At 30.7% G+C, this 22,234-nt stretch carries 18 protein-coding genes; 8 read left to right on the top strand and 10 right to left on the bottom strand.

Translation table 11 applies throughout. The features are described 5' to 3' along the window. Positions 1–37 precede the first annotated feature (37 nt). Genes AC3IF2_RS09080 through trkA form a run of 3 tightly spaced genes read right to left on the bottom strand, consistent with a single transcriptional unit; the run spans position 38 to position 3,696 of the window. Positions 38–817, bottom strand: a complete 780-nt coding sequence (locus AC3IF2_RS09080) for an ABC transporter substrate-binding protein (RefSeq protein ID WP_489166733.1) — start codon at positions 815–817, stop codon at positions 38–40. 3 nt (positions 818–820) lie between these two features. Then, positions 821–2,332 (bottom strand): TrkH family potassium uptake protein, encoded by a 1,512-nt coding sequence (locus AC3IF2_RS09075; RefSeq protein WP_489166732.1) that lies wholly within the window; start codon positions 2,330–2,332, stop codon positions 821–823. A gap of 14 nt (positions 2,333–2,346) precedes the next feature. Further along, positions 2,347–3,696: a Trk system potassium transporter TrkA gene (gene trkA / locus AC3IF2_RS09070; protein ID WP_489166731.1), complete on the bottom strand. Its 1,350-nt coding sequence runs from the start codon at positions 3,694–3,696 to the stop codon at positions 2,347–2,349. Positions 3,697–3,779: 83 nt separating this feature from the next. On the opposite strand from trkA, the gene radC reads away from it, so the two are divergent. From radC to AC3IF2_RS09035, 7 genes are read left to right on the top strand one after another with little or no spacing between them, the layout of a single operon-like run. Next, a complete protein-coding gene (gene radC, locus AC3IF2_RS09065; protein ID WP_489166730.1) occupies positions 3,780–4,478 on the top strand; it encodes a RadC family protein in 699 nt (232 codons plus the stop codon). Further along, positions 4,478–5,785 carry a polysaccharide deacetylase family protein gene (locus tag AC3IF2_RS09060; protein ID WP_489166729.1) on the top strand — a complete coding sequence of 436 codons (1,308 nt, stop codon included), beginning with the start codon at positions 4,478–4,480 and terminating at the stop codon, positions 5,783–5,785. Before radC ends, AC3IF2_RS09060 begins: the two co-directional genes overlap by 1 nt. Then, positions 5,786–6,664, top strand: a complete 879-nt coding sequence (locus tag AC3IF2_RS09055) for a hypothetical protein (protein WP_489166728.1) — start codon at positions 5,786–5,788, stop codon at positions 6,662–6,664. Positions 6,665–6,672: 8 nt separating this feature from the next. After that, complete coding sequence (locus tag AC3IF2_RS09050; protein WP_489166727.1) at positions 6,673–7,863, top strand: glycosyltransferase; 1,191 nt, start codon at positions 6,673–6,675, stop codon at positions 7,861–7,863. 11 nt (positions 7,864–7,874) lie between these two features. After that, complete coding sequence (locus AC3IF2_RS09045; RefSeq protein ID WP_489166726.1) at positions 7,875–9,305, top strand: lipopolysaccharide biosynthesis protein; 1,431 nt, start codon at positions 7,875–7,877, stop codon at positions 9,303–9,305. Further along, positions 9,302–9,979 carry a YjjG family noncanonical pyrimidine nucleotidase gene (locus tag AC3IF2_RS09040; protein WP_489166725.1) on the top strand — a complete coding sequence of 226 codons (678 nt, stop codon included), beginning with the start codon at positions 9,302–9,304 and terminating at the stop codon, positions 9,977–9,979. Before AC3IF2_RS09045 ends, AC3IF2_RS09040 begins: the two co-directional genes overlap by 4 nt. A gap of 32 nt (positions 9,980–10,011) precedes the next feature. Next, positions 10,012–10,884 carry a hypothetical protein gene (locus AC3IF2_RS09035; protein WP_489166724.1) on the top strand — a complete coding sequence of 291 codons (873 nt, stop codon included), beginning with the start codon at positions 10,012–10,014 and terminating at the stop codon, positions 10,882–10,884. On the opposite strand, the gene AC3IF2_RS09030 is transcribed toward AC3IF2_RS09035, so the two are convergent. Beyond that, entirely contained in the window at positions 10,881–12,155 is a 1,275-nt protein-coding gene (locus AC3IF2_RS09030) for a replication-associated recombination protein A (protein ID WP_489166723.1), read from the bottom strand. The two genes, AC3IF2_RS09035 and AC3IF2_RS09030, sit on opposite strands and share 4 nt — an antisense overlap. Positions 12,156–12,264: 109 nt before the next feature. Here AC3IF2_RS09030 and AC3IF2_RS09025 point away from each other — a divergent pair, with 109 nt between their 5' ends. Continuing rightward, the gene (locus AC3IF2_RS09025) at positions 12,265–12,909 is read left to right on the top strand and encodes a rhomboid family intramembrane serine protease (RefSeq protein WP_489166722.1); all 645 of its coding nucleotides are present in this window, start codon (positions 12,265–12,267) and stop codon (positions 12,907–12,909) included. A 2-nt stretch (positions 12,910–12,911) separates the two neighbouring features. Here the strand turns inward: AC3IF2_RS09025 and rlmB are convergent, their stop codons facing one another. The 6 genes from rlmB to AC3IF2_RS08995 form a co-directional block, all read right to left on the bottom strand. Next, positions 12,912–13,646: a 23S rRNA (guanosine(2251)-2'-O)-methyltransferase RlmB gene (rlmB, locus tag AC3IF2_RS09020; RefSeq protein WP_489166721.1), complete on the bottom strand. Its 735-nt coding sequence runs from the start codon at positions 13,644–13,646 to the stop codon at positions 12,912–12,914. 81 nt (positions 13,647–13,727) lie between these two features. Next, a complete protein-coding gene (locus tag AC3IF2_RS09015; protein ID WP_489166720.1) occupies positions 13,728–15,074 on the bottom strand; it encodes a RagB/SusD family nutrient uptake outer membrane protein in 1,347 nt (448 codons plus the stop codon). An 18-nt stretch (positions 15,075–15,092) separates the two neighbouring features. After that, the gene (locus tag AC3IF2_RS09010; RefSeq protein ID WP_489166719.1) at positions 15,093–18,173 is read right to left on the bottom strand and encodes a SusC/RagA family TonB-linked outer membrane protein; all 3,081 of its coding nucleotides are present in this window, start codon (positions 18,171–18,173) and stop codon (positions 15,093–15,095) included. Between the two features lie 223 nt (positions 18,174–18,396). Continuing rightward, positions 18,397–19,848, bottom strand: a complete 1,452-nt coding sequence (locus AC3IF2_RS09005) for an aryl-sulfate sulfotransferase (protein ID WP_489166718.1) — start codon at positions 19,846–19,848, stop codon at positions 18,397–18,399. Between the two features lie 68 nt (positions 19,849–19,916). Beyond that, positions 19,917–20,747, bottom strand: a complete 831-nt coding sequence (locus tag AC3IF2_RS09000) for a hypothetical protein (RefSeq protein ID WP_489166717.1) — start codon at positions 20,745–20,747, stop codon at positions 19,917–19,919. Positions 20,748–20,765: 18 nt separating this feature from the next. Next, on the bottom strand, positions 20,766–22,232 hold the full coding sequence (locus AC3IF2_RS08995) for a SusD/RagB family nutrient-binding outer membrane lipoprotein (protein ID WP_489166716.1): 1,467 nt from the start codon (positions 22,230–22,232) through the stop codon (positions 20,766–20,768). Between the last annotated feature and the right edge of the window lie 2 nt (positions 22,233–22,234).

The following is a 22,234-nucleotide window of genomic DNA, read 5'->3' as shown; positions in this document are numbered from 1 at the left end:
TTTCTGTTTAAATAACCACCTCAATTGAGGTGGTTTATTAATTATGAAGTAGTTTAAAGTAATTAAATGCTTCTAATAATCTTGAGCCATACCAGCTAAAATATTCTCCATCAACTAACAATATTCTTGCTTTCGTAAATTGTTTAATTTCTTGAATATGATTTTCTTTAAAAGGATAAGGTTCAGATGATAATAGAATCAAGTCCATACTTAGTTTTTTTAATGATTCAAGTCTAATTTCTGGATAACGATCTTGACCCTCAAATACATTTTTAAAATTATTTAGTCTTAGAAGTTCATTGATGAAATTATTATTCCCTACAACCATCCAAGGATCTCTCCAAATAAAATAAGCTACTTGTTGTTGAGATTTTTCAGATATAAATAATCTAAAATCATTCAACTTGTCTTGTGTTTTTACAACTAATTCTTTTGCTTTAAATTGTAAATTAAAGATTTCTCCTAGATCGAAAATAAACTGAAAATTATCTTCTATAGTTATAATATCTGAAATGTAAACAGGAGCAATTTTTTCTAATTCGTTAACAATTGCTTGCGTGTTCTCTTCTTTATTACAAATTATAATATCAGGCTCTAAAGCTTTTATCTTTTCATAATTCACATTTTTGGTTCCTCCAACTATTTTTAAGGTTTTTCGAATATGTTTTGGGTGTACACAAAATTTTGTGATTCCTACTAAAGATTTTTCTAAACCTAACTCAACAAGTAATTCTGTTTGACTAGGTACCAATGAAACAATTCTTTTAGGTGTATTTTTAAAAATTAAAGCCCTATTTAGCTGATCTTTAATTTTCAAGAGCTAACTTTTTTTCCAGAAGTAAGGAGTGAATAAAATCAATACAGTAAAGAGTTCTAATCTACCTAGAAGCATTAAAACAGCTGACCACCATTTTCCTAAATTTGGTAGGCTATCGTAATTATTTACAGGGCTTAATTGCCCAAATGCAGGACCAACATTACCAAGTGAAGATGCAGCACCACCAAGTGCTGATTGATAATCTAGACCTAATAAACCAAATACAACCGCACCTAAAGCAAAAATGATAAAATATAGAATAACGAATGCAATAATATTGAATACAATATTTTGTGAAATTGACTTATCATTATATCGCACTGGTATAATTGCATTCGGGTGCATTGTTCTTTTAAATTCTAAAAATCCATTTTTTATCATAATAACATGACGGACAAGTTTTATACCTCCAGAAGTTGATCCAGCAGATGCGCCAAAAAACATCAAGATAAAGAACAAAACAGTTAAGAATGGCGTCCAAATGGTAAAATCAGCAGTAACAAATCCTGTAGTTGTAATTATAGCTGTTACTTGAAATAAGCCATGCCTAATAGCACTTTCTAACTCACCTAAAACCATAGGGTGTGCAATGGCTTGAATTTCTGTTGGCACTCTAGAAATGTTAGCTTTAAAATAAACTACTAGTGTAACTATAATTGTAATACCAATAATATTGAAGAAGTATGTTTTAAATTCTTCATCTTTTAAAACTTTTTGAACTTTTCCTTTAAATGCAAAATAACTTAATACAAAGTTTGTTCCTGCTAGAAACATAAAGAATATAATAATATATTGAATCAATGGTTGATGATTCCAATGTGCAACACTTGTATTTTTAGTGGAAAACCCTCCTGTAGAAAGCGTACTCATTGCATGATTTACAGCGTCGAACATACCCATGCCAGCTAATTTTAACAATAAGGCCTCAGCTAGAGTTAATCCTAAATAGATATACCATAACCGTTTAGCTGTATCAGTAATTCTAGGATGTAACTTGTCTGCTGAGGGGCCAGGCGCTTCGGCAGCGAATAGTTGCATTCCTCCGATACCTAGTAATGGTAAAATGGCTATTGTTAAAACGATGATTCCCATACCACCTATCCAATGTGTGGTACTTCTCCAAAAAAGAATACCCTTAGGTAAACTTTCAATATCATTTAATATAGATGCACCTGTGGTTGTATAACCAGAAATAGTTTCGAAAAAGGCATCTGTAAATTGTGGAATTGAATGTGAAAACATATAGGGCAATGAGCCAGAAAGTGACATAAAAATCCAGCCTAATGTAACTATAAGATATCCTTCACGTTTTTTTACTTCTTTACTGAACCCTTTGGTAGCAAATCGAAATAGTAATCCTACTATAATTGTTACAATTCCAGCAAAGAATATTTCTTTAGTGACACCATCCTTGTAAAAGAAACTAACTCCACTTGAAAGAAACATAAAAATTCCATTAAAAATGAGCAAGAAGCCCATCATCTGAAAAATAATTTTTATGTTCAGTTTTTGCATGTCAGCGATAAAATTTAGTCAAACAACTTTTCTACCTTGGGGATATCTTCGTTAAAGCAACATACTACTACTTTGTCATTAGCTTCAATTTTAAAATCACCCAAGGCAATAATTCCTTTACCATTTCTAACAACACCTCCGATAGTTGCTGCTCTTGGAAAATCTAATTCTCTAATAATTTTTTTGGTTATTAAAGAATTTTTTCGAACATTAAATTCTAAAATTTCTACACCAAAATTGTCTAGTGTAGTAATATCTATTACATCACCTTTACGTATGTATTTAAAAATATTATTGGCGGCTAACAGTTTTTTATTAACCACAGTGTCAATACCAATAGATTGGGAAAGATTTGAATAATCAACATTACCCGCTAATGCTATAGTCTTTTTAACCCCTTTAGATTTTGCAGCTAGGCAAGACATAATATTAATATCGGCGCTACCCGTAGCACCTAAAAAAGCATCCATCGAATTTATACTTTCTTCGTCTAGTAAATCTCCATCTCTACCATCACCTAAAACAACAAGCGCATTAGGTAATCTATCTGCTAATTCAAAAGCTCTTTCTTTATTTTTTTCAATAATTTTTATATTTAATTTGCTGTTACATAGTTCTTTGGCAACTCTTTCACCAATACGACTACCTCCTAAAATCATCACGTTTTTTATAGTCTCTTTATGCTTCCCGGTAAGCTTATAAAGTTCATTAACTCCTTGCTTTAGAGTTACAAAGTATGCTAAATCATTTTCTTTAAAAACAGTATCTCCACGAGGAATGACTGTTTGATTGCTAATTAAATTTTTAATTGCAATGGGCATAAAATTGATATTAGGAAAAGTAGCAGCAGCTTCTTTTACAGAAATACCAACAAAAGGCGCTGTGACGGGTAATAAAATGCCTATCATAGTTAGTTCACCATCTTCAAACTCATGCATATCATTGAAAGCAGCTTCGCTTAATAAAGATTTTATTTCGTTTGTTGCTAATAACTCTGTAGAGATCAATTCATCAATACCTAGTTCATTAAAATCAATTTCGTCTTTAAAATCTATAAACTCAGTATTATTAATTCTGGCAATAGTTTTTTTAGCACCAAGTCTTTTAGACAGTGTAGAAACAGTAATATTAATAGCTTCATTAGAAGAAACCGAAATTACAAGGTCAGCCTCATTTACATTTGCTTCTTTAAGAAGAGAAATTGAGGTAGCATCGCCCGTTACAGTTTTTATATCTAACTTACTTTCAATATAATTTAATCTATCTTTTTTTAAATCTATTAGAGTAATATCATGGTACTCGTAGGAAAGTAATTTTGCTAAATGAAAGCCAACTTCACCAGCACCAGCAATGACTATTTTCATGCGTGTTTCTTAGTTAAGAAAATATAGTATGGGCAAAAGTATTACTTTTTTCTTTTATATCTTTAAAGACCAATTTATAATTGATGAAAGTAAAGAAAAAGTCTTTTTCTATAAAGTCTTGGAATGTAGATGATAGGCCTCGAGAAAAATTAATTGCAAAAGGGAAAAAAGCCTTATCAGATGCTGAGTTAATAGCTATTTTATTAGGCTCTGGTAATAAAGAAGAAACTGCTGTAGATCTTGCAAAAAGAATGCTAAACTTTACTGATAATAATTTAAATGCTTTTAGTAAGCTAAGTATAAATGATTTAATTCAATTTAAAGGAATTGGTGAAGCAAAAGCAATTACAATAATTACAGCATTAGAACTAGCAAGAAGGTGCAGATTAGAAGATGCTTTATCTCAGCCCAAAATTACCTCAAGCAAATATGTTTTTAATATTATGCAACCTATTATTGGTGAATTACAGCATGAAGAATTTTGGGTATTGTTTTTAAATAATGCCAATAAAGTACTGCATAAGAAACAATTAAGCAAAGGAGGTTTAACAGGCACGCTAGTAGATGCTCGTATCATATTCAAAAAAGCTGTAGAATTATTAGCAACAGGTATAATTTTATGTCATAATCACCCTTCAGGAAAATTAAAACCAAGTGAATCTGATAAAAAATTAACACATAAAATTAAGCAAGCAGGTGAAGCATTAGATATAAAAGTCTTAGACCATTTAATAATTACCGAAAAAGACTATTTTAGCTTTGCTGACAGTAATCTACTTTAATGCTCTTAGTTTATACACATAAAATAACACCTAGACTTAATTACACCTTTAAACACTTTTTTACAAGAATTTTACAAATTCCTGTTGAGTTTACTACTAAAGTTGAAAAATTTGTTGCTCATAAGGGGCCAAAATTGACCTATGCTAAACAACCACTAGGAAAAGAAATTTTTGTAAGAAGTTCTGATTTATTGTTTGAACAAGGTATAAACGATGTAGATATATATGTGGGCAAATGGCAAGATGTTCCATGCTTTTTTCAATATAGGCAAGAAGCATCTGTTCCTTTTGATATTTTTGCTGCAACTTTTTATTTGCTTAGTAGGTATGAAGAATACTTACCACATTTAAAAGATCAATTTGAGCGTTTCCCTGCAGAAGAAAGCTTGGCATTTAAAAACCATTTTTTAGATAAACCTCTTATAGATATTTGGGCCTATAAATTTAGGGAAATCTTAAAAGAAAAGTTTAAAGATGCTAAGTATGAAGAACGTACGTTCGAGTATATTTCTACTATAGATGTAGATATTGCATATTGCTTTAAACATAAAGGAATTGTAAGAACTTTAGGAGGGTATTTTACAGACTTATTTCAATTTAAAATTGGCGATCTTTGGTCTAGAACCATGGTTCTTTTAGGATTTAAAAAAGATCCTTTTGATACATTTGATACGTTAATTGATCTTCAGAAACAACATAATATAAAGACTATATTTTTCTTTTTAGTAAGTGAGTATACTACTTACGATAAGAACACATCATCTAGAAATAGTAAGTATAGGTCGCTTATAAAGTCTGTGGCTGACTACTGTAAAGTTGGTTTACATCCTTCTTATTTTACTATGAACAATGAGCTAAAATTAAAGAAAGAGAAAAAACGTTTAGACGAAATTACTAATACGCCAGCTGCTAGATCTAGACAGCATTATTTAAGATTGACGATGCCAGAAACGTATCATAACCTAATAAATTTAGAGATTGCCGAAGATTACACCATGGGCTATGCACAACAATACGGATTTAGAGCTAGTACTTGTACACCATTTTATTTTTATGATTTAGATTTTGAAATTCAAACACCATTAAAAATCTTCCCTTTTGCGGTGATGGATGGCACCTTAAGAGATTATCAAAATTTATCGAGTAAAAGGGCTTTTGAAGTGATTCTAAAATTAGCTAATGAGGTGAAGCAAGTGAATGGTACATTCATAACGTTATTTCACAACGAAACTTTGAGCAATAAAGGAAGATGGAGTCGATGGAAGAAAGTTTATACAGATATTTTTAAGCAACTTTCTCAATATTAAATGATACAGTACCTTACTCGTAATGAACTAGATGTACAGAAATATAATGACTGTATTTCTATGGCAATTAACTCTAGAATTTATGCATATAGTTGGTATTTAGATATTGTAGCCGATAATTGGGATGTACTAGTGTTTAATGATTATGAAACAGTAATGCCTTTACCTTGGCGGAAGAAATATTTTATAAAATATATTTATTTAGTTCCTTGGGTTCAACAATTAGGAATATTTTTTCAGCAACAAATCGATAAAGATTTAGCTGTAAATCTCTTAAATGCTATTCCTAAAAAATTTAGGTTTATAGAGATGTTTTTGAATTCTCAAAATCCCATTGAAAATAAAAATGTAATTTCAAGAAATAACTATACTCTCAGTTTAAATCAATCATACAATGATATTTATAAAGGTTATAATAAAGGAAGAAAAAGCGATATAAAAGTTGCAAATAGAGCAGAGCTGTTGATTGATAAAACAAATGATCCTTCTAGAATAATTGAATTATTCAAAAAGGTTAAATCTAAAGAGGTCAATCGAAAAGAAAATGATTATAAAATATTAAGAACGCTTGTTAAAAAACTAATTGAGTTAAATAAGATTATAATTTATGAATCTTATAATCAACAAAATGATTTTTTAGGAGGTACCATTTTTTTAATTGATGACTTTAGAATTACTTATTTATTTTCCTCAACAAATAAAGAAGGGCGAAATAAAAACGTTATTTCTTTATTAATAGATAAGGTAATTAAAGAGTATTCAGGCTCTAATTTTATATTTGACTTTGAAGGTTCAATGATTGGTAACTTGGCATCTTTTTTTAAAAGCTTTGGGGCAGAAGTAGAAGAGTATTATCATTTTAAGAGATACCGATTTTGAAGAAAAATATGAAAGAGAAAATAAAGGTTTGCTTTTTAGCAGATAAACATGGTCTATATGATGATAGAATCTACTGGAAAATGTCTTTGTCCTTATTAAAAAAAGGTTTTGAGATTTATTATATTTTAATTAGCGATAAAGATTCTGAAGGGGTTACTAAAGATGGGATAAATTATAACACTTTTAAGATAAATTTTTTTTCAAGTAATAGATATATAAATTATTTAATTAAATATTCTAGACCAAAAACTAACTATGATAAATTATTTGAGAAAGCCAAGGAAATTGAGGCTGATGTTTATCACTTTCATGATTTAAATATTAATAGAATTGGAAAGAAATTAAAGTTACTAGCTCACAAACCAATTGTTATTTATGACGCAAGAGATCCTTTTGCTCAAAATATAAAAGATTATATAGGAAGTGAATCTGCTTTAAAACCATTCATAAATTTATATGCAAATTATATTAATTATTGGGAAAAAAAATGCGCTCAATATTATGATTTTGTAATTTCTAATGAGGCAAATGTCAGAGATATGTTTAGAAAGGTTATGTCAGATAAAAAAGTGGATGTAATTTATAATTATACAAATCTTCATAAACAAAGAAAGGAACTAACTAAAGAGTACGATCTGATTTATTGTGGTGGAATTACCAAATTTAGAGGCGCATTTAAAATAATAGAAACAGTTAGAATTCTAAAAAAAGATTTTCCAGAAATACGAATGCTCTTTTTGGGAAATTTTTTTACGAGAGAATTTAAAACAGAAATTAATAACCTTGTTATCAAATATGAATTAATTGACAACATTATTTTAAAAGAGTCAGTACCATATAATGAAGTTGCTAATTATTATAACAAGAGTAAAATTGGGTTAGGGATTTTTTTGCCAATAAAAACCCACAGAATAATTTTACAGATAAAAATATTTGAATACATGGCAATGGGTCTACCCATTGTTGGTAGTAACTTTGGGCATATAAGTAATTATATTTTAGATAATGATGTAGGTATTACCGTTAACCCGTTAAACGCACAAGAAATAGCAAATGCAACAAAAAAAATACTCTTAACACCTGATCTTTATTCAAAATTTAAACAAAATGGTATTAAAGCAGTCGAAGAAAAATACTACTGGAAGTTGATGGAAGAAAAACTGTTCTCAATTTATGAAAAGCTTTTACCTAAAAGTTAAACAAATTTTTTATGAATAATAAAACTTTTATAAAAGACTTCTCTTGGTATTTTTTAGGATCATTTTTACCATTATTAATCGGTTTTATAAAAACACCAATTTTCACCAGACATTTTGATAAAGAATCTTTTGGTTATTTAGGATTAGTAACTATAACATTTTCTTATTTAGGTATGTTATTATTTTCGTGGTTGGCATCTTGCATTTGGAGATATTTTAATAAATATAAAGACGAAAAGAACCTTACAAGCCTCTATTCTAATTTATTTTTTTTGTTTGTAATTTCTGTTATTCTATTATTTATTATAGCTTCAATTTGGTATAAAACATCTGAACATAATTTAACCAAGCAATTGATTTTTTATTCATTCTTACAGCTTATATTTAATCAGTTGTTTTTGTATTATATGGTAATCGTAAGGCTAAAAGGAAAGGCAAGTTTTTATACAATTGTTCATTCATTGAGATCTTTATTGGGGCTTATCATAGTTTTAATATTGGTTTTTATATACCAACTTAATATTGCCGCTTTAATAATGAGTCTGGCAATTATTGATGCTTTATTAGTGTTAGTTTTGATTTTGATTAACCCAGCTAATGTAAAGGTGAACTATAATACTTTAAACAGAATACACCTTAGAGAATTGCTTAATTATGGGTTTGCTGGCTTAATTATTAATATTGGATTCCTAACAATAGTAACAAGTGATAGATATATTATTGCTTGGTTAACTAATATAGAAAATGTCGGTGTTTATGATCAAGTATATAAAATAAGCCAATTATCTATATTAGCTCTGGTTACAATTTATTTTAACACAATAAATCCTACTTTACTAAATAAATTAGAAGTTAATTATAATGATTCGATAAAATTTGTTAGAAGATATATTAAGGCGATATTTTTATTCGGGTTCCCAATTGTGATCTATTTAAGTCTTTTATCCAAAGAAATTTCTAAAGTTCTTTTAGGTGAAGAATTTAGATCAGGATATACAATGATGCCTTTTGTTTTTTTAGCGGCATACTTGCATGGTTTATCAAACTTTTACGAGTTAAGACTTAAATTTTCTGATAAATTAAGAAAGTTAAGTCTAATTGTAATCATCATAGCATTATTAAACATAATTTTGACATTAATTTTTGTAAAATTTTATGGGTATAAATCGGCTGCTATAACAACTAGCATAGTCTATTTATTATTAATTATTATATTTCATTTCTATGATAAAGATTTATTAAAAACGAATATATCACAAAGAAAAATTTTCATAAAAGTATTATCTGTACTTGGGTTACAAACGCTAGCCTTTATAATTATTAATACCCAATTAAATGTGACAATATCTTATAATATTTTTTTAGGAATATCTTTTGTGTTGATATATTATATAATATTTAAAAAAGAACTTCTAACTATTGAAATTCCAACTGGTTTATGATTAAACACATCTTTTTCGATCTTGATCACACTTTATGGGACTTTGAAACTAATTCTGGTAAAACATTTGAGTTTATACTACATAAAAATGACATTAACGTTGATCTGAATCAATTTTTAGAGGTGTACAAGCCAATAAATCAACATTATTGGAAATTATATAGAGAAGAGAGAATTTCGAAACCGGAGCTTCGATATGGTAGGTTAAAAAATGCTTTTGACAAGTTAAATTATATGGTTGAAGATTCGATGATAAATATTCTTTCAAAAGAATACATTGATTTTCTGCCAAACTATAATGCTTTGTTTGATGACACGATTGAGGTTTTAAATTATCTTTCATCAAAATATATATTACATATTATAACAAATGGTTTTGATGAAATACAGTCTCTAAAATTGGAGAAATCTGGTATTAGAAAATATTTTGATGAAATTATTACTTCAGAAAGTGTTGGTGTTAAAAAACCAAATCCAAAGATTTTTAATCATGCTTTAGAAGTTGCGAAGGCTAAACCTAATGAAAGTATTATGATCGGTGATAACATCGAAGCAGATGTATTAGGAGCAATGAATGTTGGTATAAAAGCAATTCATTTTAATTTTGAGAATGAAGCTAGCAATAACAATATAATCAGTATAAATAAGCTAGAAGAACTTAAACAATATCTATAGTTTTTAATTAAATTTGAGTAAATCTTTATAAAATGAAAAAAATTGCCCTTGTTTTAATGTGTTTCTTTTTTTTAAGTGTTATATCAGCACAAAATAATTTGAATGCCTATAAATATGTTATTGTTCCTAAAAAATTTGATTTTCAAAAATCTGAAGATCAATATCAACTTAATTCTTTGACTAAATTTTTATTTGATAAAGAAGGGTTTATAACACTATTTGAAGGAAATGATTCTCCTCAAGATTTATATAATAACCCATGTTTAGGATTAAAAACGAAAGTTGTAGAAAGTTCTAACCTTTTTTCAACTAAGTTAAAAATTGAATTAGCTAATTGTAGAAATGAAACTGTTTTTACAAGTATTGAAGGAAAGAGCAAAATAAAGGAATTTAAAAAAGGGCATCACGATGCTTTACGGAAAGCTTTTGAAGCTGTAAAAGCAAGTAATTATTCTTATAATTCTAACCTTTCAGAGTCAATTAAAAAAGAAGTAGTAGTTGCTGAACCAATTAAGGTTAGTGAGTCTATTGCTGATACTCAAGAAAAGGTAGAACAAGTTGTTGAAGATAAGCCAACAGAAGTAGTTGAGAAGGTAGAAACTTCAGTTAAAGAAGTGCCATTAGATGCTATTAAACTTGATAAAGTTAAGGTTATAAAGAATGGTAAAGAAGTGCCTCTTGTTGCTGCAGAATATAAGATTCTTTATGCGCAAGGAATTGAAAATGGTTTTCAATTAGTTGATAGTACTCCACAGAAAGTTTTTATCGCATTACAGTCTAATACTAAGTATTTATTTTATTTAAAAAACAAGGCAGGTATTTTATATAAGGAAGGTGAAAAATGGTTTGCAGAGTATTATAAGGATGGAGAATTAGTTAAAGAAGAATTAAATATTAAATTTTAATAGTCGTATTTATCTTTCCATCTATTTTTTAAGAAGGATCTAAAATTGTTTTCTCTCGCGTTATCTCCTGGTTCGTATAGTTTAGTATTGTTAATTTCTTCAGGTAAAAATTCTTGATCTACAAAATTATTTTCATAACTATGAGCATATTCGTAGCCTTTTCCATATCCAATATCTTTCATCAATTTTGTTGGTGCATTTCGCAGATGTAAAGGCACAGAAAGATCGCCGGTTTCTCTAACAAGCCCTTGAGCTTCTTTAATAGCCAAGTAAGAGGCATTACTTTTAGGTGAATTGGCCAAATAAACAGCACATTGGCTTAAGATAATGCGTGATTCTGGATAACCAATTATAGAAACAGCTTGAAATGTATTAGTTGCTAAAATCAACGCATTTGGATTCGCATTTCCGATATCTTCTGAGGCAGCTATAACTAGCCTTCTTGCTATAAATTTCACATCTTCACCAGCTTCTATCATTCTTGCCAACCAATAGACGGCGGCATTTGGGTCGCTTCCTCTAATTGATTTTATAAACGCAGATATAATGTCATAATGTTGCTCTCCTGTTTTATCATATCTAACAGTATTCTTCTGAACCTTATTCAACACAAGATCATTAGTTATTTCAATGGGCTCATCCTCAGAATTAACTATAAGTTCAAAAATATTCAATAATTTTCTTGCATCCCCACTAGACAATTGTAATAAAGCATCTGTTTCTTTTAGTTGAATAGTTTTTTTTGATATAACCTCATCGCTTTTTATCGCTCTATTTAACAAGGCAATTAAATCGTCCTTATCAAACGCATTTAAAATATATACTTGGCAACGAGAGAGTAGGGCAGGTATCACTTCAAAACTTGGATTTTCAGTTGTAGCCCCTATCAAAGTCACCCAACCTTTTTCTACAGCACCTAATAAAGAATCTTGTTGAGATTTGCTAAATCGATGGATCTCGTCAATAAAAAGAATCGGATTTTTAGTTGTAAATAAGCCTCCACTTTGCTTAGCTTTATCAATTACATCTCGAACATCTTTAACTCCAGAATTAATTGCACTTAGCGTATAAAAAGGACGATTAGATTCATTGGCGATTATATTCGCCAATGTAGTTTTCCCAATTCCTGGAGGCCCCCAAAGAATTAGAGAAGGAATGACTCCACGTTTTATATGTTCGGTAAGCGCACCATTTTTTCCTACCAGATGTTGTTGACTAATATAATCATCTAAAGTTTTAGGTCTTATGCGCTCTGCCAATGGAGTTGTCATTTAGCAAAAATAGAGAAAACTGTTCTTTATTGTGTCATGATTTTTATCGTTTAATGACAATTTGTATGTTTTATTATTGTTGGACTTAATTTTGTATTACATTTAAAATATGACTACTGTAGAGGAAGACAAACAATTTAAATTCACACCATTTATGCTCGCAATGGCGCTTTATGGAGTGTTATTTTTATGGATTGTTTATTGGTTTGAAGTAAAGTTTGGATACAATTTCACTAAATATGGCGTATATCCAAGAACAGCAAAAGGATTAAGAGGAATTATTTTTTCACCTTTTATTCATAGTGGCGTAAGACACTTATTTAACAATTCTGTCCCTCTTTTCGTCCTGTTAATGTCATTATTCTATTTCTACAGAAAAATTGCCTTTAAAATATTGCTATATGGGGTTTTACTTAGTGGATTATTAACTTGGTTAATTGCAAGACCATCTTATCATATTGGCGCAAGTGGTATAGTGTATTTATTGTTTAGCTTCGTATTATTTAGTGGAATTATAAGAAGATATAATCGTCTAATAGCAGTTTCTTTAATTGTAGTTTTTCTTTATGGAAGTATGATTTGGTATATTTTCCCGATTGAAGAAAGTATTTCATGGGAAGGTCACTTGTCTGGATTTTTAATAGGATTACTATTTGCTTTTATTTTTAGAAAACATGGTCCTCAAAAAGTCACATATAATTGGGATGATGAGGAATATCTAGAGGAAAATGATGATAATGGAGAAGAAGAGTAGTACTAATTCATTCTTTGTCTAACAACTTCGTATAAGGCAACACCACAAGCAACTGAAACATTTAAAGATTCGATTTCACCGAGTAAAGGTAATTTACCTTTCTCATCAGATATTTTTAGAATGCTTGGCGAAATTCCTTTATGTTCTGATCCCATAATTAAGGCAGTGGGTTTTTTAAAATCTACTTTATAAATGTTATTGTCAGTTTTTTCTGTAACAGATACAATCTGGATGCCTTCAGCCTGTAATTGATATATGGCATCTAATAAATGATTTACTTTACAAATAGGTATTTTAAAAGCAGCACCAGCGGAGGTTTTAATTGCATCTGCATTTAGCGGAGCACTACCTTGAGATGGTATGACAATTGCATCTACACCAGTACATTCAGCAGTTCTTAAAATGGCACCAAAATTACGAACATCTGTTAATTGATCTAATAATAATATTAAAGGAGCTTTACTCTGAATATTTTCTAGAATAGTATCTAGATTATAAAATGAAACTTGAGAAATTTTTGCAACTACACCTTGGTGATTTTGATTTTTAGATAACTTGTTTAACTTTTCAATCGGCACATAACTAGAAGAAATATTATGCTTTTTAATTAAAGAATTTAATTCAGAAAAAAGACTTCCATGTAACCCTTTCTGGATATAAACTTTTTCAATTGTATTGCCAGAAGTAATCGCTTCTATAGAGGTTCTTATACCAAAAATAAGTTCATTTTGTTGCATGCCGCAAATGTAAGTTAATTATTAAGCATAAAAAAACCACCTCAATTGAGGTGGTTTTAATTTAATTATATACTAAAGCTATTAGTAACCAGGATTCTGATCAGCTTGAGTAATTGCATCATTAGCATCAATTTCATTTTGAGGTATTGGCCATAATAATTTAAATGACTCAAAACCACCTACTACTTTACCATCAAGTACTTCTTGAGCGATACCTAAACGTTTTATATCATCCCAACGATCTCCTTCACCATAAAATTCGAATCGTCTTTCATTTGCGATTACATCAACCACATTACCACTATTTAAAACAACATCACCTAAACCGGCTCTGTTCCTTACCATATTAATATAAGTAGACGCACTTGCATCATCTCTTCTTGCTAATACTTCAGCATACATTAATAAAACATCAGCATATCTGAATACATATGGTTGATCAGTACCACCACCAGCATCTTGATATTTATTCAAGTATGCCGAAGTGAAATCACCATTGTTAGCTATCATGTCAATTCTAACATCACCAGCAGCAAAATCATTTAATAATTCTTGGCTTGGGGCTACTTCTCGTCTACCACCTGCATCAGATGGGTAAAAGAAAAAAGCTAAGCTATTACCATCAGCAGCACTATAATTTACTCTAAAAATAGTTTCAGAAGTATCATTACCCACAGCATATAAAGAAGCGTAGCTAGGAGCTAAACTATATTTACCAATTAATGGCTCTAAAGTGCTTTCAGCACCTGAATAATCACCTTGATATAATTGAACTTTAGCTTTTAATACTTGTAATGCATCTTCATTCATTCTAAATGTACTACTAGTACCAATTTTACCGTCAGCCAAAGCAATTTCACTGTTAATATAGTCATATACCGCTGATTCACTTGCTCTTGGTACATTATTAGCAGCATCACCATCTAAAGGCACTGTTAGTTCAGTAATTGGAACTCCTCCAAAAACTTTTACTAATTGAAAATAGGCCCAAGCTCTTAAAGCATGCGCTTCAGCAAGAAGCGGCTCTTTTTCTGCTGCTGTAAGTACATCTTCACCTGCTGATTCAACAACTCTTATAACTTCTGTAGTTGTATTAATTATATCATAATGATCACCATAGAAGTTGTCAATATTTACATTATTAGTTAAAATCGTATTGGTCCATATTTCAGTAAACGTTGGAAAAGAACCAGTATGATCAAAATTGTCTGCATATAACCCGCTATACATTTTTGGATCTGCACCTCCAATATATCGCTGCTGCATATCATTGTAAGCTTGAAATAACGCAGTTTCTGCCGAAGTTGCATCAGTAATAAATAAACCCAGACTTAATGCAGAAGGATCAGTAACATTTAATTCTTCTTCACAGCTAGTAAATAATATAGCTGTAAAAGATAAAATTGTGATTAAAAAATATTTTTTCATTTTACTTTGTTTAAAAAATTAGAAAGAAACGTTGACACCAAATTTCCACACTTTGTTAGCACCTTGTGTTAAGAAATCAGTACCACCTGTAACTCCGGGTGCACCGTTGAAGTTTACTTCAGGATCTATACCAGAGTAATCTGTTATTAGCACTAAATTATCACCTGAAACATATAATCTGACAGCATCAAAACCTTTAATTTCCTTAAAAGTATAGCCTAAAGTTACATTTCTAAGTTTAATAAAAGAACCGTCTTCTAGTAAACGTGTTGCATCCTGATTATTCCAACCCTGAGTAGTTAAGTTAGGTCTTGGTAAATCAGTATTTGTGTTTGTTGGTGTCCAATAATTTAACTGAGACCTAAATTTATTGAAAAGTCTGTTACTAGATGCACCTGCAAATTGTAAGTTATTATTCCAAACATCATTCCCTTCAGATAATGCCCATAAAAAACCTAAATCAAAGCCTGCAAATGAAATATCATTCTTCCAGTTAATTAAATAATCTGCCCATGGTTTACCTGCAATAATAAAGTCATCATCATTTAATAGGCCATCACCATTTTGATCTACATAACGTACGTCTCCAGCACCAATATTTGGGTTAGAAGCTAAGAATCCAGCTGGAACCTCAGAAGCATTTTGATAAAGACCATCACTTTCTAAAACCCTAAAGGCACCTAAATAAGTACCTTCTTGTACTCTACTTACAAAACCAGTATCAAATGCACCGGTACCACCTAAACTAGTAACCTGATTATCTACAGTACTAAAACCAATATTAGTTGACCAATTAAAACCACGTGCATCATCACTTCTAAAGATTTCAGCAGTTAAATCAATCTCATGTCCTGTATTTGACATTTCTCCTACATTTTGTGGAATAGCTCCATTTATACCATTACCACCTTGTGAGGTAGCATTAGGAACATCTAAGATTAACGAGTTATTATTAGTCGTTTTATCAAAGTATGCATATGTAAGAGATAATCTATTATTAAAGAATTTTGCCTCAAACCCAAGATCATACTGTGTAGTTTCCTCCCAAGTTATAAAAGGATTAGCTAAAGCTAAAAAGCTGGTACCTTGATTAACATATGATGCAGAACCTACATTTAGTTGACTTTCAAATCTTCCAACAGCAGTAGTATTACCTGTAACACCCCACGAACCTCTAAGTTTAAAATAACTTAATACATCATTTTTAAACCAATCTTCATCAGATAGAATATAGCCTACAGAAGCTGCTGGAAAAAAGCCCCAACGATCATCAGGATTAAATTTAGATGAGGCATCTGCTCGCATAGAGAATTCTAAGATTAACTTATTCCACATTGTAAGCCCTAATCTTGAAATTAATGAAACTCTCTTCTCTTCTGTAAAAGAACTATTAGTAGTAAGAGGTGTTGTTGCTTCACTTAAAAACTGAAACTCAGGACTTGAAAACCCTTGTGCGTCTGCTCTTAAGAAATTTGACGTATTTCTTTCATACTCTGCGGCAAGAAAGGCTCTTAAACGAATATTATCTGTAATATTAGGATTATACGTAATAGACTGTAATAGTTTCATACGTCTAAAGTTGTTTTTATCCTCTCTAGAGTAACCTAAAGGAGCACCTTGAGAAGTGGTAATTGGGTTGACTTGACGTTCTCTAAAATTCAATTGGTCAAAACCAAAATTTGTATTCAAATATAAATTATCTTTTATATTATATTGGAAATCCCCATTAGCTAAAATCCTAAAGGTATACCCTAAGTTTAAATCTTCTACTGCATTTTGTATAGGATTAGAAAAAACAAATGGTGAATTATCAAAATTTCCATTAGCATCACGAAGATTATTACCAGGAGCTTCCAGAATTGCAGTTGACAAAGCGCCAAAAATATTATTATCACTTTGTACAATTTGCAAATTCTCATCTGTTATAGAAACACCACCAGTAAATTTAAAGTCATCTGATAGTTTTTGGGTTAGATTTAATCTAACATTTCGTCTATCGAAGTCCTGATTTAAAAGAACACCTTCTTGTTTAAAATGCGAAAGACCTAAATAATATTGTGTATCATCATTACCACCAGAAACATTAAAATTAGTATTATATACAGGTGCATCTTTAACATATAATTCATCCATGTAATTATCACCTTGATCTTTTACAGAATCATACCAAGCATCTAAAGTAGCTTGATCTGCTCCAAAAACGTCAGCATTACCACCCCATGCAAATGACCAAAAACCAGAAGGAAATGCAGAATTTTCATAATAGGTGTCACCAAATCTTAACCACTCACCATAGTTCATGGTTTCATACTGTTCTTGTGCGTTTTGAAAGCCCACAGAAGTAGAAAGATTAAATTTGGCTTTACCTCTTTTACCTTTTTTAGTTGTAATAATTACAACACCATTAGAACCTCTATCTCCATAGATAGCTGCTGATGCCGCATCCTTCAAAATTTGAACTGATTCAATATCATCAGGGTTTAAATTTGATAATGCACTGTTTTGCTGACCACCAAAACTATTACTAATTGTAGTTCCAGAGAACATTGGTACACCGTCAATCACAAATAATGGGCTATTAGATCCATTAATAGAAGAAGACCCTCTAATACGTATTCTTACCTCACCACCTGGTGCACCAGAAGATTGTGTAATTTGTACACCAGAAGCCGTTCCTTGCAAAGCTCCAGCTAAGTTAGCTGTACTAATTGCTTGAACATCTGATGGTTCAACTTTAGAAATATTTGTCGTTAAATCTCGTTGGCTTACTTGACCATAACCAATCACAACAACTTCATCTAAAACATTATCAGCAGCAAGCACAACATTAATAACACTTGCAGCGCCCACTATTTTTTCTTGAGATGACATTCCTACAAAACTAAATACAAGCACATCACCTACATTAGCATTGATAGAATACTTACCATCAAAATCTGTCTCGGTACCTGTTGTTGTACCTTTTATTAATACACTAACCCCCGGTAAAGGACCTGTTTCATCAGATACTGTACCAGTGATAGTCTTTTCTTGTGCAAAAGTAAATTGCACAACAAACACTAATAATAGTGTTAAAAATCCACTAAACTTTGTTTTCATTATATGATTATTTGAATTAATTGCGCCAAAAGTCATAATAATAAGTTAAAAAAACAAGTTTTTTAACTTAAAATGTTAATTTAAAGTTAATGAAGTACTAAAAGAAATTTTGACATACAAAGAATTAAGAAAACCTTAATAATAACACAAGTGTTTTACTACCCACAATTAAATTTTCAAGTATAAAATTACTTAGTGAGAATTAATCAATTAAATGGGTTTTTTAATTACAATTACCTATGTTATAATTGTTTTCAATTGGATTACTGGGAGCTAAGTTTTTCCCAGCAAATGCTGGATAATTTTTACTATATTTTATTGCTCTAAATGTTAGATTACTAGATGGCTCATCACCTTGAGTCATAACTTCACCAGAAGTTTTAACAGGATTAATATATTTCCATACAATAGTTTCGTCAGGGTCAATCTCAAAGAAATACCCCGAATCTGAGTCACAAATTAATGTATTACCGTTAGAAAGCCTTTGAGCACTTGACATTATTCTTGAATTAAAGTTATTTGACATAGAAGATTCATAACTCCATTTTAATGCCTCTGGGCCGTAATAATTTTCTGTATTTATGATATATTCTCCCTTAGGATTTACATGAGGATTTATAATATCTATTGATGAAATATTTTCTAATCTACCATTACCATTATTAAACATCAAAATTTCCCCACCATTTTCATAGTTTAATGGTATCCAATGAGGAAAATGCTGACCATATAATTTTTGATCATTTTTTGTACCTCTTTTGTAGGCTATTGGATTTCCCCAACGATATAATAAGTCTCCACCTTTTTTCATATTACCACCAGAGTGTGAAGCTGCTTCTAAAGTAGTTGTAGAATGATCAATAATAAGTATCTCGTTGGTTTGTCTTGAACTAATTATAATTTGATCTAAAATTTCATTGTATTGTATAGAATTAAAGTGAAGCCAATTAGCTTTTCCGTTAGATGTGCCTAAGTAATTAATATTCAATAGTTGAGGGTTATTTTCTACAATTCCAAAATTATTTTTTGTGTTATCAAAATCTTGAATAAGATGATCCCATATATTCCATTCCCAGACTATGTTGCCCCCAAATTGACCATTTGGTTCAACTTCAATGATCTGTTCATTATAAAGTTCATTTTCAGTTAAATTTTCTGGATTTCTACCAGAGCTAATTGCTTCAGTTTTATTTTTCCTTGTTATGGCGAGTATTAATACATTACCATTAGGCAATGGATATATATCATGATGTTGGGTAACATTTTCTGAAGTATACTTATATTCCCAGGTTAGTTCACCATTCCAAGAAAATTTCTGTACAACACCACCAATACCTGGAATGTTTAAATTATCATTTTCAATTACTCCAGCGCGAAGAATAGATCCATCATCTAATAAATATACTGACTTACCGTCTATATAGTTACTAGTCCATTTTTTTATTAGATTACCACAATTATTAATTAGAAAAGTTGATTTTTCTACACTAAATAGTGTATAAGCATCACTAACTTTTTCCTTATTTAAAGACAAAGTTCCTACTGTATTTGTTGAGGGAATTTCAATTGGAGGTGTTATAATTTCTGGCAAAGAATCCAAATCTTCATCATTACTACATGAACTAATAATATAACAACCAAGTGAGAATGAAATGTAAAATAGAATTTTTTTCATAATGCTTATACCCTAAATTAAAAACAGCCATCAATAATTGATAGCTGTTTTTAATTAAAAATAATAATTTACTCTGTATATAAATCAGGCCAATCTGTACCGTCTTGTCTTGTTAAAACAGCCGTGCCAGAATCACCATAATCATTTTCCCATTTAATAGTTAATTTATCTCCAGATACATCTGTGATAGTCCAGTCATAAACTAATCCATATTGATCCAGTCCACCAGAAGTTATTTTTAAACATGAATCCGTAATAATAGCATCATCACTAGTTGCCGGTGAATCTGCCCAACATGTACCATACTGACCAAAACCTAAATCTGACACAAGGTAAGAACCTCCTCCTTGATCAGTGAATGTAACTGTACCGTTTGCAGTTGTTGAAGTACAAGTTGAGTTAGTGGCAGCCAAATTTGTTGATACGTAGTCATATGTTCCTGCTAACTTAGAAGCACAATTCATAGGTACATTAAGATCACCACCAGAAGTTATCATTTGCCCATCACTCAAATTAAAGAAAAATTTGAAGCTAAAACTATCATCTAATGATAAATTATTTACATCAACACCACCAATTGCAGAAGCTACTTCATTTAATGTAAAAGTATTGGAATATGGAAATGAACCTACGTCCGCAATTTTTTGAAAAGGTCCACCATTGAAATTTACGTGTACTTCGGCAGACGTAGCTTGAGCTCCACCTGATTCTGAAGGGTTTAAAGTAAAACCAACCTCAGCAGAGTTCACATCGATGATGTCAAAAAAACCATTCAAAACATCCGACACAATAGGATAGACTCCATATTCACTTGGAGAGTAAAAAGGGTTTTCCCCATCTTCAACAACACAAGAACTAAAGAGTATTGTGAATATAAATAGAATTTTAATATTTTTCATTGTATTAATTTTTAGTTGTTATTGAAAAATCCATAGTGAATCAAACACGGTAACACTAGTTGGTGTATTTGGGTTTGTGTTTATAGACTCCTGAGGATATAAAACTCTTTGAATAAATTGACTAGCTACTGGTTGACCAGCTTGTGTAACTGGAATTGCCAAATAATTAGGGTATTTATAGTCATGTCTTCTTGTATCTACCCAAGATTCACCATTCATAGTTACCATAGCTTTATACTTTTCTGTCATAATTTTTTCCAAGGTAATAGATCCAGCTGTCTCACTTGCAAAATTAGCTATATAACCAGGTTTTAAACTCATATACTCAGTTAGATATGTTGCATCACTCGGCATAACAAAATCTAATTGAGATTTAATAGCATCATTATGAGCATCTGCTGCATTTTGTGTAGCCCCATTTAGCCTAAACTCAGCTTCAGCTTGGATAAATAGTAATTCGAAATGAGTCATAATTAATTGAGGAGATACATTTTGACCATAAAACCCTTTTGGACCAATAGGAGAGTAACTAATGTTTGAAGTTCCAAATCCATTTGATTTACCATTAAATCCTACAAATGCGCCGTCAACGCTTACATCATTCCAATACGAGAGTCTTCTTGGGTCATCAGTGTCAATTTGAGTATTCATAAAGCTTTCAGATGCAATCATTTGGTTATTCTCATACATATCAAACCAGCCATTCTGATATTCTCCAGTATTGTCATAAGTAAACTTCATGTCAGTATCAAAACTTGTAAATCCTAAACTCTGAGCTTGTGCAGCTGCGGCTAATGCTCTAGTTGCTGAACCTGCTGGGTCTTTTTTGCTGAAATGATTTTCATATCTAGCTTTCAGCGCATATGCAAGAGCTTTCCATTTGTTTGCATCACCAGCATAAACGATATCTTCAGCCCCCATAGCAACCAAAGAAGTTTTATCAAAATCTGCAATAGCTTGATCTAATAAGTCTAAAATTGTTTGATAAATCTGTTCTTGCGTGTCAAAAGTTGGTGTAGGATTAGCAGCACCCTGTAAAGCTCCAGACCATGGTAGGTCACCATAAAAACTTGTTAAAGAACCTAAACCTAAAGCAGTAATAACTTTACTAGCACCAACATGATTCCAAGCTTCTTGCTCAGCACCTCTAACTATTACATCGTTAAGATCTAAAAAACCATCCCACCATCTAGACCATAAAGCATCATTATTACGGATATTATATTGGTCAAAATTAATACCGCTTGCATGATTTCCTGCAAAGGTTTGAACAAATAAACCTGCCCAAGTATCCCAATCTGTACCATTTGTAAATCTGCCATATTTATATAAAATATAGTCTGCCCCAGCTGTAAAAGTTAAAGCTATATTTACACTAGCAGGGTTGTTAGGATCAACATTTAATTCTTCTAAAGACTCCTTTTGGCAAGATTGTGCCATAAAAAGTGAAGAAATTAAAACTAATACTATTATTATTTTTTTCATTT

The organism is Maritimimonas rapanae, assembly GCF_057837205.1.
This window is presented reverse-complemented; position numbering and strand designations above follow the sequence as displayed.